Annotated in this window: 16 protein-coding genes and 1 tRNA gene; 7 read left to right on the top strand and 10 right to left on the bottom strand. The window is 71.0% G+C overall.

The features are described from left to right. Positions 1–51: 51 nt before the first annotated feature. The 8 genes from NV263_RS00430 to NV263_RS00395 all read right to left on the bottom strand — a co-directional run bounded on the left by NV263_RS00430 (position 52) and on the right by NV263_RS00395 (position 7,822). Positions 52–1,812, bottom strand: coding sequence for a sodium/solute symporter (locus NV263_RS00430; protein WP_263250357.1), 1,761 nt, complete (start codon positions 1,810–1,812; stop codon positions 52–54). Positions 1,813–1,872: 60 nt separating this feature from the next. After that, entirely contained in the window at positions 1,873–2,274 is a 402-nt protein-coding gene (locus NV263_RS00425; protein ID WP_263250356.1) for a hypothetical protein, read from the bottom strand. 1 nt (position 2,275) lies between these two features. After that, positions 2,276–3,103: a LytR/AlgR family response regulator transcription factor gene (locus NV263_RS00420; RefSeq protein WP_263250355.1), complete on the bottom strand. Its 828-nt coding sequence runs from the start codon at positions 3,101–3,103 to the stop codon at positions 2,276–2,278. A gap of 315 nt (positions 3,104–3,418) precedes the next feature. Beyond that, positions 3,419–4,312 (bottom strand): S49 family peptidase, encoded by an 894-nt coding sequence (locus NV263_RS00415; protein ID WP_263250354.1) that lies wholly within the window; start codon positions 4,310–4,312, stop codon positions 3,419–3,421. Between the two features lie 9 nt (positions 4,313–4,321). After that, a complete protein-coding gene (locus NV263_RS00410) occupies positions 4,322–5,575 on the bottom strand; it encodes a sensor histidine kinase (protein ID WP_263250353.1) in 1,254 nt (417 codons plus the stop codon). A gap of 170 nt (positions 5,576–5,745) precedes the next feature. Then, the gene (locus tag NV263_RS00405; protein ID WP_263250352.1) at positions 5,746–6,597 is read right to left on the bottom strand and encodes an Fpg/Nei family DNA glycosylase; all 852 of its coding nucleotides are present in this window, start codon (positions 6,595–6,597) and stop codon (positions 5,746–5,748) included. A gap of 26 nt (positions 6,598–6,623) precedes the next feature. After that, positions 6,624–7,061 carry a DUF983 domain-containing protein gene (locus NV263_RS00400; RefSeq protein WP_263250351.1) on the bottom strand — a complete coding sequence of 146 codons (438 nt, stop codon included), beginning with the start codon at positions 7,059–7,061 and terminating at the stop codon, positions 6,624–6,626. A 173-nt stretch (positions 7,062–7,234) separates the two neighbouring features. Further along, the gene (locus tag NV263_RS00395) at positions 7,235–7,822 is read right to left on the bottom strand and encodes an RNA polymerase sigma factor (RefSeq protein WP_263250350.1); all 588 of its coding nucleotides are present in this window, start codon (positions 7,820–7,822) and stop codon (positions 7,235–7,237) included. Between the two features lie 103 nt (positions 7,823–7,925). Here NV263_RS00395 and NV263_RS00390 point away from each other — a divergent pair, with 103 nt between their 5' ends. The 6 genes from NV263_RS00390 (at position 7,926) to NV263_RS00365 (ending at position 11,445) form a co-directional block, all read left to right on the top strand. Next, on the top strand, positions 7,926–8,336 hold the full coding sequence (locus NV263_RS00390; protein ID WP_263250349.1) for a PPOX class F420-dependent oxidoreductase: 411 nt from the start codon (positions 7,926–7,928) through the stop codon (positions 8,334–8,336). An 88-nt stretch (positions 8,337–8,424) separates the two neighbouring features. After that, positions 8,425–8,497 (top strand) — tRNA-Gly (locus tag NV263_RS00385). 222 nt (positions 8,498–8,719) lie between these two features. Continuing rightward, a complete protein-coding gene (locus NV263_RS00380; protein WP_263250348.1) occupies positions 8,720–9,325 on the top strand; it encodes a lytic polysaccharide monooxygenase auxiliary activity family 9 protein in 606 nt (201 codons plus the stop codon). Positions 9,326–9,424: 99 nt separating this feature from the next. Next, on the top strand, positions 9,425–9,976 hold the full coding sequence (locus NV263_RS00375) for a TIGR03086 family metal-binding protein (RefSeq protein WP_263250347.1): 552 nt from the start codon (positions 9,425–9,427) through the stop codon (positions 9,974–9,976). A 459-nt stretch (positions 9,977–10,435) separates the two neighbouring features. After that, on the top strand, positions 10,436–10,582 hold the full coding sequence (locus NV263_RS00370) for a hypothetical protein (RefSeq protein ID WP_263250346.1): 147 nt from the start codon (positions 10,436–10,438) through the stop codon (positions 10,580–10,582). A 140-nt stretch (positions 10,583–10,722) separates the two neighbouring features. Further along, on the top strand, positions 10,723–11,445 hold the full coding sequence (locus tag NV263_RS00365) for an ASCH domain-containing protein (protein ID WP_263250345.1): 723 nt from the start codon (positions 10,723–10,725) through the stop codon (positions 11,443–11,445). 3 nt (positions 11,446–11,448) lie between these two features. On the opposite strand, the gene msrA is transcribed toward NV263_RS00365, so the two are convergent. Continuing rightward, the gene (gene msrA, locus NV263_RS00360; RefSeq protein WP_263250344.1) at positions 11,449–12,117 is read right to left on the bottom strand and encodes a peptide-methionine (S)-S-oxide reductase MsrA; all 669 of its coding nucleotides are present in this window, start codon (positions 12,115–12,117) and stop codon (positions 11,449–11,451) included. A gap of 21 nt (positions 12,118–12,138) precedes the next feature. Beyond that, positions 12,139–13,539, bottom strand: a complete 1,401-nt coding sequence (locus NV263_RS00355) for an acyltransferase family protein (protein ID WP_263250343.1) — start codon at positions 13,537–13,539, stop codon at positions 12,139–12,141. A gap of 270 nt (positions 13,540–13,809) precedes the next feature. Here NV263_RS00355 and NV263_RS00350 point away from each other — a divergent pair, with 270 nt between their 5' ends. Continuing rightward, positions 13,810–15,129 carry a DUF1707 domain-containing protein gene (locus NV263_RS00350; protein ID WP_263250342.1) on the top strand — a complete coding sequence of 440 codons (1,320 nt, stop codon included), beginning with the start codon at positions 13,810–13,812 and terminating at the stop codon, positions 15,127–15,129. Positions 15,130–15,151: the final 22 nt, after the last annotated feature.

Below are 15,151 nucleotides of genomic sequence, written 5' to 3'. Positions count from 1 at the left end.
TCGGACAATTCTCACCCGAATGGATCAGTAGACACGCTCAGTAACTGTTGCTCAGCGTTCGTGTCGTCCGCGACGCGGCTCAGCGGTCGGCTCGGACACCGGGCGGGCGAGCCGGTCGTCGATGAACCCCAACCGGTCCGGGGCGTGCAACCGCAGCATCACCCGGCCGACGCCGGGCGGGATCCGACTGCGCGTCGCCCGGCTCACCGCCACCGCCACGGCGAACGCGAGCGGCACGGTCACCAGCGCCGGTTGCCTGATCAGCGCCGCCCACCAGGTGAGCACGTCTTCCGGGACGAAATCGTGCACCGCCGCCGCCAGCAGCACGCCCCCACCGCCGACGAGCATGCCCGCCGCCGCACCCGGTGCGGTCAGCCCGCGCCACCAGATCCCGAGCACCAGCACCGGGCAGAACGTCGAGGCCGCCAGCGCGAACGCCAGGCCGACGCTGCGCGCGATGTCCTGGTGGTCCGCGGGCAGCGCGAGCAGCGTCGGCACCACGCACGCCAGCACGGTGACCAGCCGGAAGTCCACGGACCGGCCGCGCAGCACGTCCGTGGACAGCACGCCGGCGGTGTTCACCACCAGCCCGGACGAGGTGGACAGGAACGCCGCGAACGCCCCCGCCGCGGTGACCAGGGCGAGCACGCCGCCGACCCAGTTGTCGCCCAGCATCGCCTGCGGCAGCAGCAGCACCGCCGCGTCGGTCTCGCCGGTCACCAGCAGGTACGGCACGAAAAGCCGGGACAGCAGGCCGAAAACCGTCGGGAACAGGTAGAACGCGCCGAGCATCGCCAGCACGTACAACGTGGTGCGCCGCGCGCTGTGCCCGCTCGGGTTGGTGTAGAAGCGCGCGAGCACGTGCGGCAGGCCCATCGTGCCCAGGAACGTCGCGATGATCACCGAGTACGTCTCCAGCAGCCCCGCGAGGCCCTTGTTCTGCGGGGTCAGCCAGCTGTCGTTGTCCGGCTCGCCGTCGGCGACCACCGGAACCGGCGCCCCCGCCGGGAAGTGCAGCTCGGATCCCGCGGCGACCGGGTAGACGCCCGGCCGCAGGTAGACCGCGCCGTGCGCGTCGCTCAACCACACCGGTTCGCTCACCCGCATCCGCACGTCGATCTCCACGTGCACCGTGGTGTCGTGCCGGAACGCGGGCGGGTGCGGGTCGCGCAGCGCCTGCCGGTGGTGCGCGCTCCCGCCGGCGAGGAACAGCATGAACAGCCCGAACGCGGGCAACGTGATGGCGAACAGCTTCACCCAGTACTGGAACGCCTGCACCAGCGTCATCGCCCGCATGCCCCCGGACAGCACGCTCACCAGCACGATGACCACGACCGCGACGACGCCGATCCAGTACGGGAACCCGATGATCGCCGCGAGCGTCAGCCCGGCGCCCTGCAACTGCGGGACCAGGTACAGCCAGCCGATCAGCAACGTCAGCACCGCGCACAACCAGCGCAGCCCCAGCGAATCCAGCCGCGCCTCGGCGAAGTCCGGCAGCGTGTAGGCGCCCGAGCGGCGCATCGGCGCGGCGACGAACAGCATCAACGCGAGATATCCGGCGGCGAAACCGATCGGGTACCACAGCGCGTCGACGCCGTCCTTGAGCACCAGTCCCGCCACGCCCAGGAACGACGCGGCGGACAGGTACTCCCCGGAGATCGCGGCTGCGTTGCGCTCCGCCGGAACCAGTTGGCGCGCCGCGGAGAAGTCCGATGTGGTGCGGGCCGCGCGGGATCCCCAGAAGCCGATGCCGAGCGTGGCCACGACGATCAGCGCGATGCCGACCAGGGACCAGGATTCCGCGACCATCTCAGGGGTGTTCCAGGGGGTTGGTGGGTGATTCGGTTGTGATCATGCCAATGCCGGCGGCTACTGCTCCACCATGTGGATGAAGTCCCGTTCGTGCCGTTCGGCGTTGCGGGTGCACAGGAATCCGACCAGCACCAGGAACGGGTAGACCAGGACGCCCAGCAGCAACCACGCCAACCGGACTCCGCACACCTCGGCATGTCCGGCCGCGGGCACCGCCCAGAACAGCGCGGGAAGACCGAGCAGCAGCACGGCGACCAGCCCGGTCGTCACCAGCGCGCTGCGCAGCTGCGCCTTCACCAGTTGCTGGACCAGCATCTCGCCGACGCTGGTCTGCTCCTCCAGTTCGGCGATGGTGCGCGACACCCGCCGGGTGTGCCCGCGATCGGCGAGCACCACGCGCTTTCGGCGCGGTCGCGGCGATTCCGCGAGCCTGCGCAGGTCGAAGCCGTCCGGGCTCATGTCACTGCGATCCCCAGCCCTGCCGCGGCGCGCGCACCAACCGGTCCTTCAGCTCCCGGGTGTGCCGACGGCTGACGGGGAGTTCCTTCTGCGGGCCGCCGCCGAGCACCACCGAGTACCCGGACGAGGACATCCGCAGCTCGGTGACCAGCGGCAGCGACACCAGGTACGACCGGTGGATGCGCAGGAAACCGGCCTCGGACCAGCGTTCTTCCAGCTGTGCCAGGGGAATCCGCACCAGGTGCGAACCGTCCTGGGTGTGCAGCCGCGCGTAGTCGCCCTGCGCCTCGACCCACCGCACCTCGGAGCGCGGGATCAGCTTCGTGGTGCCGCCGAGCTCGACCGGGATCACCTCGTCGTCCTCGGCGGGCGCGCTCTCCACCACGCGCCCCGCTTCGGCGCGCTGCTGCTTGGTCTTCTCCACGGTGCGCAGCGCGCGGTCCACGCGCCCGGAGTCGGCCGGTTTCATGATGTAGTCCAGCGCACCGACCTCGAACGCCTCCAGCGCGTTCTCCTCGTGGCCGGTGATGAACACCAACGCCGGGGGGTTCCGGAACGCGGTGAGCACCCGCGCCAGTTCCATCCCGCTCAGCCCGGGCATCGACACGTCCGCGAAGACTGCGTCCACAATGGACTCTTCTGGTTCCGGACGGCTGAGCCCCGGATCATCGCTGCGCAGCAAGCGCAACGCCTCCGCCGCGTCGAACGCGGTCAACACCCGCTCGACACGCGGATTGTTGCCGAGCAGGTACTTCATCTCCTCCAGACCGGCCACTTCGTCGTCGACAGCCAGGACGACGAGACCTGCGGAGTTCTCCTGGGTAGTCACTGCAACGCCACATCCTGCCGCGCCGTGGGCGCACTGTCCATGATCGGGCCGGATTCCCGTGCACTGCGACCCGCCGATCGGCGAGTGAAATGAATCACGGCCGCCCAACCCAAGTTAAGGCTTCACGGAACGCGAAGGACACCGGGTCCCCCACTGCACGGAAAAGAGCGATGCAGCGCGGAATTTAGCCCGAACAGAGCAGCGGAAACGCCCGGAAAGAGCAGCGCCGGGAATCGAACATCCACGCATAGCAACAAGAACAACTACGCGCGGTGTTCGACCGAGTGCGGGCCGCCGCGGCGCGGAGCGAGGCGGTCAGAGCCCGAAGCGCGACCACATCGCGCGCTGTTCGAGGGTGTCGAGAACGGCGTTGAACGGGTCGCCGCCGCGGACCGAGGACCCCATGCCGAGCTTGGCCAGCAGCGGCTTGCGGGGTTCCACGGTGACCAGGTGGCTGTCCGGGAACTTGCGCTTGACGATCTCGCGGACCGATCCCAGACCGTCGACCAGCCCGAGCTGCTCGGCCTTGACCCCGGTCCAGACCTCACCGGAGAACAGTTCGGTGTCCTCGGCCGCGAGCCGGGCGCCGCGGCGCTTGCGGACCCACTCGCGGAACTGCTCGTGCAGCTCGTCCTGCATCCCGCGCAGCCACTGCACGTCGTCGTCCTTCTCCGGGGCGAACGGGTCGAGGCGCACCTTGCGGTCGCCAGCGCTGTGCACCCGGCGCTCGACGCCGAGCTTTTCCAGCAGGCCGGTGAGGCCGAAGCCGGCGCTGACCACGCCCACCGAACCGACCATCGACGTGCCGTGCGCGTAGATCTCGTCGGCCGCGCAGGCCAGCCAGTAGCCGCCCGAGGCCGCCACGTCCTCGCAGAACGCCAGGACCGGGACCCCCTTCTCCTCGGCCAGGGCGCGGATGCGGTCGGCGACCAGCGCCGACTGCGTGGGCGCGCCGCCGGGCGAGTTGATCGACAGCGCCACCGCGCTCAGCCGGTCGTGCCCGAAGGCCCTGGTCAGCGCGGACTCCACGGTCTGCAACGAGATCGTCGGGCGACTCACCGGGGACGGCTGGGGGGTGATGACGCCGTGCAGCTTGACGACGGTCACCACCGGTCCGCGCTCGGCGCGTTCGGCGAGCTTGCCGGGCAGCTTCGCGGACAACTTCTCGGTGAACAGGTCGGTGAACCTCTGCGGCGCCTTGTCGGTCATGCCTCGACGTTACCGGCTCGGTTGCGGCCCGGCCGCCAGCCCGACGTCGGGCTCCTCGATCGCCTGCGGCGGGACCGGCCGGACGCCCTGGGCGAACTTCGGCACCCGCATGATGACCTTCATGCCCGCGCCCTCCTCGGTCTCCACGACCAGCCCGTAGTCGTGGCCGAAGGTCGCCCGCATCCGGCTGTTGATGTTGCCCAGCCCGACGTGCGCGCCGGTGAAGTGCGAGTCGGACAGCTCGGCGTCCAGCCGTTCCGGGTCCATGCCGACACCGTCGTCGTCGACGCTGATCAACGCCTCGGCGCCGTTGTCCTCGGCGGTCACCGAGACGGTGCCGCCGCCGGGCTTGTTCGCCAGCCCGTGCCGCACCGCGTTCTCCACGAGCGGTTGCAGCGCCAGGAACGGCACCACCACCGGCAGCACCTCCGGCGCGATCTTGAGCTGCACCTTCAGCCGGTCCGGTCCGAACCGGGCCCGCTCGATCGTCAGGTACCGGTCGATGTTGCGGATCTCGTCCGCCAGCGTCGTGTACATCCCGCTGGTGCGGAACGAGTAGCGGGTGAAGTCGGCGAACTCCTGCAGCAGGTCGCGCGCGTGGTCGGGATCGGTGCGGATCAGGTGGCTGACGGTGTTGAGCGCGTTGTAGATCAAGTGCGGGGAGATCTGCGCCCGCAGCGCCCGCACCTCCGCCTGCGCGAGCTTCTCCTTGGACTCCTGGAGTTCGGAGAGCTCCAGCTGGGTGGACACGTGGTGGGCGAGCTCGGCCGCGGCCCGCAGCAGCCGCTTGCGGTCGCCGCCCGCGATGATCACCAGCGCGCCGCGGATCTCGTCCTCCACCTCCAGCGGTACCACCACCGCGTGCCGCATCGCGCACGGCCGCTGGTCGCAGGTCAGCTCGCCGTGGTCGAGGTACTCGCGCTTGCCGGTGCGCAGCGCGTTCTCGATCTGGGGGCGGAGGTGCTCGTAGTGCTGGTTCGCCTCGCCGTCCCAGCTCAGCAGGGTCGCCTCGGCATCGACCACGCCCACCGCCACGCAGGCGAGCAGCTCCCGCAGGTGCGGCGCTGCCTTGTCGGCGGACTCCTGGGTCAGCCCCTGCCGCAGGTAGGGTGCGGCGTTGGTGACCCGGTGCAGCGCCTTGAGGGTGGCGTCCTCGACGGAGGTGCTGACCCGGCGCGCACGGCACAGCATGACGAACATCCCGAGCACGGCGAGCGCGGCGAACGTGGTCAGCACCGTTCGCTCTGTCAACAGCTCCGGCACAACATCAATCTTCAAGGTCACCACTACCGGAATCAAGGCGACTACGCTCAGTGCCCCGGATCCGTCGGTGAGCGGTGGTCGATCTTCCATTCAGCGGAATTTCGGTTGCTATCGCAAGCACAGCGATCCTGTGCACAACTCCGCGAGTTGTCCACACCGACTGTGGACAACTACTTCAGCAACCGCGACAACCTGCGGTCCGCCAGCGCCTTGCCCCCGGTCTGGCAGGTGGGGCAGTACTGCAGGGACCGGTCCGCGTACGACACCTCGCGGACCGCGTCGCCGCACACCGGGCACGGCAGTCCGGTGCGGCCGTGCACCCGCAGTCCCGAGCGCTTCTCCGCCTTGAGCCGCGCGGCGTCCTGGTGCACCGAGCGCTCCACGGCGTCCAGCAGGACCTCCCGGATGCAGCCGTGCAGGCGCCCGGTCGTCGCGGCGTCGAGCCGACCGGCGGTGGCGAAGGGCGAGAGCTTCGCCGCGTGCAGGATCTCGTCGGAGTAGGCGTTGCCGATCCCGGCGATCGCCGACTGGTCGGTGAGCAGCGTCTTCAACCGCTCGGTGCGCCCGGCGAGGATCCCGGCCAGCTCCGCGGCGTCCAGCGACAGGGCGTCCGGGCCGAGCTTGGCGATGCCCGGCACCTCGGTCGGTTCGGAGACCACCCAGACCGCCAGCTTCTTCTGCGTGCCCGCCTCGGTGAGGTCGAAGCCCGGACCGCCGAGGTGCACGCGCAGCGCGATCGGCCCGCGGCCCGGTTTCGGCGGAGCGGGCGAGAGCTCGTCGGACCAGCGCAGCCACCCGGCACGGGCCAGGTGGCACACCAGGTGCAGGCCGTCGCAGTCCAGGTCCAGGTACTTGCCCCAGCGGCGCGCACCGGTCACGGCACGGCCGTGCAGCTCGGTCCACGGCGGAGCGGCCGTCTTGAGCACGCTCATCGACGCGACGTCGACGCGCACCACCGTCCGCCCCACCGCGTTCCGGCGGAGGTGTTCGGCCAGCGCCTCGACCTCGGGAAGTTCCGGCACCGCTCCAGTGTGCCAGCGGTCGGCGGCTACTCGACGGGTTGCAGCTCGCCGTTCATGTCGGGCTCGGCGTAGAGCTCGATGTGCCGCGCCACCTGCGCGATCTCCTGGCGCACGTTGACGACGCCGCGCACCACGCCGACCCAGGTCTCCGGCGGGTTCTCGTCCTGGTCGCCGGGCGTCGACGCGGTGATGGTCCACGGCCGCCGCAGGACCCAGCGGACCGGGAAGAACAGCACCGCCGCCACCAGCAGCAGGATCAGCCAGGACGGCACGATCACGGAGTCCGGCGTCCACACCACGAACACCACGAGGAGCAGCAGCAGGACACCGCCCATCAGGATCGCGGGCGCTGCACCACCGTTGACGTCGTGCTCGAACTCGTCCGCCGCGATCGGGTTGGACCACTCCAAGGTCGCCCTGATGCTCCAGTCACGGCCGTCGGAGCCCCGCACTCCCCGGTTCATCGTCGCCTCCCCGCCCACCCGGGCTGGTCGCTTCGGAATCTCTCAGCGCCCGGTGATCACCGAGCGTGAGGCCACCGTACCGCGCACGTCATGGGCCCAGCGGGTGAAACCGGGCCCCGACGGGTGTTCATTGTCGATCACGGATCCGCGGCGGCCAACCCCTCGTCGGGTGGTCACACTCGGCGCAGGCAGTGGCGTCCCGCCGCCGGCGCGCCCGTCGACGCCCGCAGGTACGCCTGGCGCAGCCCGCGGCGGGCGCGGTGCGCCAGGACCGCGGTCGCGTTCGGGGTGAGGCCGAGCTGCCCGGCGATCGTCGACGGGCGGTGGCCCTCCACCTCCGTCCGCCACAGCACCTCGCGCCAGCGCGCGGGCAGCAGGTGGAAGGCGCGGGCGAGCAGTTCGCTCTCGGCCAGCGCGGCCTGGTGGTCCCGCTGGCCCGGCACGCGCTCCCCCAGTTCGTCGGTGTTCATCGGCTCGTCGCGCCGGGCTGCGCACCATTCCGCGACGACCCTCCGCACCACCGTCAACAGGTAGGTGCGGACCGTGTCCTTGGGGCCGTGACCAGCACGGACAGCACGCAGGACGCGCAGGAAGACCTCCGCCACCACGTCGTCGGCATCGATGCCCTGCCGCGGCATCCCCGCCGCGAACCGGCGCACCGCGGGCGCGTGCCGCCGGTACAGGACCTCGTAGGCGCCGTCGTCACCGGCCCGCAACCGCGCGAGCAGTGCGCCGTCCGTGGTGCTCTCGTCGTTGCCCATCGTTCTCCCCCCGACTCGGCGGACACCGGGCATATCGCCCGGGGACCGGAAATCGATACCTTGGGTGTCCTGGTGGTGGCGGTGCGTCACGGGAGGTCGTGCTGTGGAGATCGAGGAAGCGCTTGAGTACGTCGAGCGGAACCACCGCGCCGTGCTCAGCACGCTGCGCCGGGACGGCACCCCGCAGCTGACGCCGGTGCTCGTCACCGGCGACGGCGCGGGCCACGCGGTGGTCAGCACGACCGCCGGCTCGGCCAAGGTCGGCAACCTGCGCCGGGACCCGCGCGCCTGGCTGTGCGTGCTGCCGGACCAGTTCTTCGGGCGGTGGATCCAGGTGGCGGCCGACGTGGACGTCGTGGAGCTGCCGGACGCCATGCCGCTGCTGGAGGACTACTACCGCCGCATCTCCGGCGAGCACGAGGACTGGGACGCGTACCGCCGGGCCATGCGCGAGGAGCACCGGGTGGCGCTGCTGCTGCGGCCGACCCGCGCGGTCGCCTCCCCGTCGGGGTAGACCCCCCTTGCGGAGGCGCCCCCGGGCATGGGTTAGAGTGTTCTCAACAGCTCGACGGGGAAACCCCTCCGGCCAGAGCACTGAACATGCGGATGTAGCGCAGCTGGTAGCGCATCACCTTGCCAAGGTGAGGGTCGCGGGTTCGAATCCCGTCATCCGCTCCGAGAAGCCTGGTTCGCGAAAGCGGACCGGGCTTTTTCACGCGCTGCCCCGCTCCGCCCGCGGCGTTCACACCCACCAGGCGCAACCGCTGCCCCGAACGGCACCGAGGTCTGGACCAATGCGCCGCACTTTTTACCACCGGCGTTGGCCGGAACGGAGCTGTTTCCCAGCGGTTTTCCGCGCGTAGCTTGCTGGCTCCGGCGAAAACGAAAGGAGCGCCGATGTTCTCCCGACGAACGAAACGCGGACTCGGCATCGCCGTGTTCGGCCTCGTCCCCCTCGCCGTTCCGATGCTGGCCTCCGGCGTCGCCCAGGGCCACGGGTGGGTGCAGAGCCCGCCCAGCAGGCAGGACGCCTGCGCGACCGGAGCCGTCAAGGACTGCGGTGCGATCCAGTACGAGCCGCAGAGCGTCGAAGGCCCGAAGGGCTTCCCGCAGGCCGGTCCGGCCGACGGGCACATCTGCTCGGCGGGTCACGAACCGTTCCAGGCGCTCGACGACCCGTCGAAGCAGTGGCCCGCGACGAAGGTCCAGGCCGGCCAGGACTTCCAGTTCACCTGGAAGATCACCGCCGCGCACAGCACCACGTCGTTCCGCTACTTCGTGACCAAGGACGGCTACGACCCGTCCAAGCCGCTGACCCGCGACCAGCTCGAACCCGCGCCGTTCCTGCAGGACGACCTGGGTGGCAAGCAGCCGCCGTCGACCTACACGACCAGCGGCAAGCTGCCCGCGGGCAAGTCCGGCCGCCACCTGGTCCTGGGCGTGTGGGACATCGCGGACACCGGCAACGCCTTCTACGCCTGCTCGGACGTCGATTTCGGCTGACGAGCGGGAGGACCGGGCGGCCCGTCGACCCCCGACGGCGGACCGCCCGGTCCCGTCTCCGGGGAGGTGTTCCGGCGGTCCCGCGGCTACCGTCGCGCCATGGACGTCAAGCGGGAACTGGACCGGGGTCTGGACCTCTTCGGCGACGTGGTGCGGCTGGTGGGGCCGGACCAGTGGGACGCCGCCACGCCGTGCGCGGCGTGGAACGCGCGGCAGCTGACCGGCCACGTCGTCGACGTGATGCACATGGCCGTCGACGTGCTGCGCGGCGGGCAGCTGAACCCGCCTTCCGAGGCGACGGAGAGCGCCGACCCGCTGAGCGCGTGGGAGGACGCGGCGTCCGGGGTGCGCGGCGCGCTGGAGGGAGCCGACCTCGACGCGGTGCGGGAGACACCGCTGGGCGCGCAGCCCGTGTCGTTCTCGCTGACCTTCCCGGCGGTGGACCTGTACGTGCACGCCTGGGACCTGGGCAGGGCCATCGGCAGGTCGGTGCACCTGCCCGACGACGCGGTGTCGTGGATCGACGGGTTCCTGCGCCGGATGCCACCCGACCGGCTTCGCGGCCCCCGCACCTTCGGTCCGGAACGCCCCGCCCCCGCCGACGCCGACCCCACGACGGCGCTCATGGCGTTCCTCGGCCGCGCCGTCTGACGCCGCCAGATCGACTGTTTGCGCTGGTCAGGCGGGTTGATCCGACCTACCATGGGACGTGGCGGCAAGGCCGCCACGGGGCGTCCCACCTCCGGTCGGGGGAGATGGGGCGCCTCCCTTCGTGCGCGGGGATCGGCTCGCGGTTCTCGCCGCGCGGACGGCGACAGACCTGACCAGGTGCGTCCCGGTCTTGCCGAACATCCGGCCCTGCCGCGATCGCCAGTCGCCGCGACCCGGCGGATCCTGCCACCGGAGATGGTGTCCGGACCTCGCGAACGGGGAATCCAGGTGCTCGCAGCCGAGGTCCGGCACCCGTGCCGACGGGGGTACCTCGGTGGCGTTCAACAGTGCCCGCTTGTGGTGAAAGAGCCTCCGACCGGCGCGCATCCGCCCCGGTGTTGGCCGATGCTGGACAGCGGCTTCTGAAGGCCAGGAGCACGAGACAGGTGGGAGTCTCCAATGCCGCTGGACATGATGATCGACGGGCAGCACGAGACCGCGGCCGACGAATTCGACCTGGACATGCGCGTGGTCGCAGACCACGAGCAGGCACCGCAGGCGAAGACGATCATTTCCATTCTCTGCTCCCAGGTGCAGTGCGGCTGACGCACGCGCGAAGAAGCTTGGACTTCGCATGGAAGTCCTCGCCGAGAATGACGGGGTGGGTGCTCAGGCACCCACCCCGTCGCATGTGCGCGGCGAAATTCCGGTGCTTCGCCGCCGTCGTTGACCTACCGTGCTCGCTCGTGTTGAGCGAACGCGACTGGGAGCTGGTGCAGCACGCGACGGAACTCGCGGCGGAGCTCGGGGATGACGACGACCACTCGGTGGTCGCGGCGGCGTACGACGCGGACGGCGAGATCGTCACCGGGATCAACGCCTACCACTTCACCGGAGGGCCGTGCGCCGAGCTCGTGCTCCTCGGACAGGCCGCGCGCAAGCGCGTTCCGGTGCGGTTGACGACGATCGTGGCCGTTCTCGAACGAACCGGGGGCGTGATCCCGCCGTGCGGCCGGTGCCGCCAGGTCCTCTTCGACTACCACGCCGACACGCGGGTCGTGGTGCGCGGGAAGAACGGCCTGGAATCCGTTGGGATCGCCGAACTCCTGCCGTTCCCGTACGACTGGCGGGCCTACGAGCCGGACGCGCCTGCGCCCGCCCTCCACATGCACGACGCCTACCTCGACGCGGTCCGCAGCGGCGCCAAGCGCACCACCATCCGGGTGCACGACCCCGTCTCGCCCGGCCCGCTGCGCCTGGTCTTCGAGCACGCCGACGCCGACCCCACCACCCTCGACGCCACCGCCACCGAGGTGACGTCGAAGCGGGTGCGCGAACTGACCGACGAGGACGCCCACCTGGACGGCTTCGCCGACCGGTCCGCGCTGCTCGACGCGCTGTCGTTCCACTACCCCGGCATCAGCCCGTCGACGCTCGTGGACGTCGTGCACTTCGACACCGCGGGTTAGCCGTCAGCCTTCGGTCTCGATCCCCAACCCGACCGGGCACGCGACTCCGGTGCCCGCGATGCCGCAGTAGCCGTGCGGGTTCTTGGACTCGGAGAGGTACTGCTGGTGGTGGGTCTCGGCGTAGTAGAAGTGCGCGAGCGGGGCGATTTCCGTGGTGATCCGGCCGTGGCCGGTGGTGTCGAGGGCTGCCTGGTAGGCGTCGCGGGATGCCTCGGCCTCGGCGCGCTGGCGGTCGTCGGTGTAATAGATGGCCGAGCGGTACTGCGTGCCGATGTCGTTGCCCTGGCGCATGCCCTGGGTGGGGTCGTGGTTCTCCCAGAAGACCTTCAGCAGTTCGGAGTAGCTGATCACCGCCGGGTCGAAGACGACCAGGACCACCTCGGCGTGGCCGGTGCGTCCGGTGCAGACCTCCTCGTAGCTGGGGTTCGGCGTGTGGCCGCCCGCGTAGCCGACCGCCGTCGTCCAGACGCCCTCGGTCTGCCAGAACAGGCGCTCCGCGCCCCAGAAGCAGCCCATGCCGACCACCGCCGTCGCCAGGCCCTCCGGGAAGGGCGGCACGATGCGGCGGTCCGGGAAGACCGCGTGCCACTCCTCCACCGGCATCGGCGTGGACCGGCCGGGCAGCGCCTCGGCGGCGTCGATCTTCCGGGTCTTGTCACCGAAGAGAGCCATACCCGCGAGGGTACGCCCGCCTCAACGCGGTTCCTGCCGTCTGGGAAGCGGTCTGCGCAGCACCGGCCGGGTCTCCTCCTCCGGCGTCGGTGCGGGGACCTCGGGACGTGCGTGCCTGCCGCCGGTCCGGCGCGGTGGGGGTGCCGGGCGCGGGGGTGCGCCGAGGTCGCCGGAGAGCCGCTTGGTCAGGGCGGAGTCCTCCAGCGACGCGGCCCGCCGCACCGGGCGCACGCCGTTCGGGGCGGGGCGGTCGCGGACGGTGGGGGCGTCGGGCGGCGGGACGTCGCGAGCGGGCGGCGGTGGGTCGGGTTCGGGAGGATCCGGTTCGGGTTCGGGGAGCTCGTCGGGCTCGTCGCGCGCCGGGGCGACGTAGTGGCGCAGGCGCATGGTGGGTTCCTCGATGAAGCGCCACGACAGCGTTCCGGCGAGGTAGGCCAGCGGCGCCGCGCAGACCAGCATCGTCCACTGGTCGCGGACCCCGGCCATCGCCAGGAGCTGTTGGATCGGGAAACCCCAGACGTAGACGCCGTAACTGCCGTTGACCCACACCCCGGGCACGGTCAGCCGGGCGGGCCAGAAGTGCCCGACGACGATCACGGCGTAGCTGACCGCGAACCGCATGAGGAACGCCCCGGCAACGCTGTTCGGCATCAGGAACAGCACCGCCAGGCCGGCGGCCGCGGCCAGCGGCGACAGCGGGATCCGGTACAGGTTGAGCACCACGCCGAAGCCGAACGCCACCAGGAACGCCACCAGCGACTCGACGGGGACGCTGAGGAACGACCCCGCCGACTCGGCGCCCGGGATCTGGTCCAGGTACCGGTCCCAGATCACCAGCCCGACCAGGGCGAGCACCACGAGCCAGCGGGACCGCTGCCTGGCCGCGCCCAGGAGCAGCAGCACGTACAGGCCGCCGTAGGCGAGCAGCTCCATCGGGAGTGTCCACAGTGACCCGTTGACCGCGTTCGGCCACGGGTTGTGCGTGAACACGCCCGGCAGTTCGTGCTTGAGCGTCAGCAGGCCCGCGTTGTTGACGATGTAGCCCCAGGTGCCGTGCGCCGCGAAGTACTCGCCGGCCGGCAACGTCGTGATCAGGGGACCGACGATCAGCGCCATGCCGACCGACACCGTGAGCATCGGCGGCCACAACCGGAGCACGCGCTTGGCCGCGAACCGCGCGGGATGCGGGTCGCGGACCCAGCTCTCGGTGATCTGGAAACCGCTCATGGCGAAGAAACCCATGAGCACGCCCTCGTCCGGGCGCAGCGCCCAGTCCCTGGAGAACAGCTCGCCGGTGCCCGCCAGCGGGGAGCTGTGCCCGTAGATGACCAGGAGCGCTCCGACCATCCGGATCCAGGCGAAACCGTGGTGCGGCTTGGCGAACCACTCCGGGTGGGAGTGGACGACCCGCGCGTCAGCCACCCAGATCACCCCACCAACCCGTCGACCGACCGCCGCCCGTCGGGGCGGCACCACACCCTCCCGTCACCCGCCCCCGAGGAGGCGCTGCCGCGCCGCCGCGTCGACGAGAACAACGCGGCGTAGCCTATCTCGGCGCATCCGGGTCGTGGGCCCGTTGCCGCACGCTCCGATCGTTACCCGGCCGCCGCATCCGCTGCTCCGCGCGGGGTGCCAGAATGGCTGACGATCGCAGTGGGTGCGGAAATTCCTTCCGGGAAAGGGCGCAATCCGGTGACCTGGCAAGACGAGCTGCAACATCTCGACGCCGAGCTCGCGGCGGGGCGCATCTCCGCCGAGGAGTACCGCCAGCGGCGAGACGCCGTGCTCGGCCGGTCGCAGAACGGCCCGTCCTCCGGCGGTTTCCCGCAGCAGGGACCGTCTTCCGGTGGCTTTCCGCAGCAGGGACCGTCTTCCGGTGGTTTCCCGCAGCAGGGACCGTCTTCCGGTGGCTTTCCGCAGCAGGGACCGTCTTCCGGTGGTTTCCCGCAGCAGGGACCGTCCTCCGGTGGTTTCCCGCAGCAGAGCGCGCCCGAGGCCGCGCAGCCGCAACAACAGCCGAACCCGTTCCCACCCGCGTTCAGCTGGGGCGACGCCGCGCAGGCCGGGCAGCAGCAGGGCGGCTCGGAGGACGCGACGCAGGTCGTGCCCAAACCGGTGCAGCAGGGCGGGGATTCCGAGTCCACGCAGGTCGTCAACGTTCCGCCGCCGCCCCCGGCGTGGGGTCCTCCGCCGCAGCCCTGGGGGCCGCAGCAGGGGTGGAACGTGGCGGGCAACGTCGGAACGCCGTGGGGCGACGCCGAACTGCCGCACACCACCGATCCCGGCGGGCCGGACTGGATGCGGCAGGGCCCGGAAGTGTTCGAAGCAGCGGGCAAACCCGGCAAGGGCAAGCTGATCGCCGGACTCTCGATCGGGGCTGTCCTGGTCGTCGTGCTGGCCGTCGCGGTGGTCTTCTACGTCACCTCGTCCGGCGACTCCACCTCGTCCCAGGCCCAGCCCTCCACCGGCCAGCGCCCGTCCGCGACGCAGCCGCCGACGCGCACGCTGCCCACTCCTCCCCCGGCGAACCCGCAACCGCCCGCGAACTCGCAGGAGGTGCTGGTCCCGGTGGCCGGTCCGCCGCACCCCTGGAACGGCGCGCTCGACGTGCCCGGCCTGCAGGGCGCCAAGGCCGGACTGCTGCAACCGCGTCCGGTGCTGGACTTCGCGCTCCAGAACGGACTGGTCGACGGCTGGTTCACCGGCACGGACGGGGCGACGCCGCGGGTCACGATGCTCGCGCTGCACATGCCGGACGGCAACGGCGCCTACAACCTGGCGCAGGAGTACCTCAAGGCGCAGCAAGGGCTTTCCGACGAGGACGCGCTGTCGTACCAGGGCGTGAAGGTGGTGTCCGCGGGCGGCACGTTCCGGACCGCCTACGTCGTGCACTCCTGGGCGGTGATCATCGACGTCAGTGGGCCGGGCGAGCAGAAGCAGGTCGCGCGGGACGCCTTCAAGTCGCTGCTCGACCAGCAGCTCGCCCACATGCCCCCGACCGTCCGGAAGTGACCCGCCTGCGGCTGCCGGGAGC

Source organism: Saccharopolyspora rosea (assembly GCF_025643595.1).
Lineage (GTDB): Bacteria > Actinomycetota > Actinomycetes > Mycobacteriales > Pseudonocardiaceae > Saccharopolyspora > Saccharopolyspora rosea.
The sequence above is the reverse complement of the archived record's forward strand: the minus strand, read 5'-3'. Positions and strand labels throughout refer to the sequence as shown.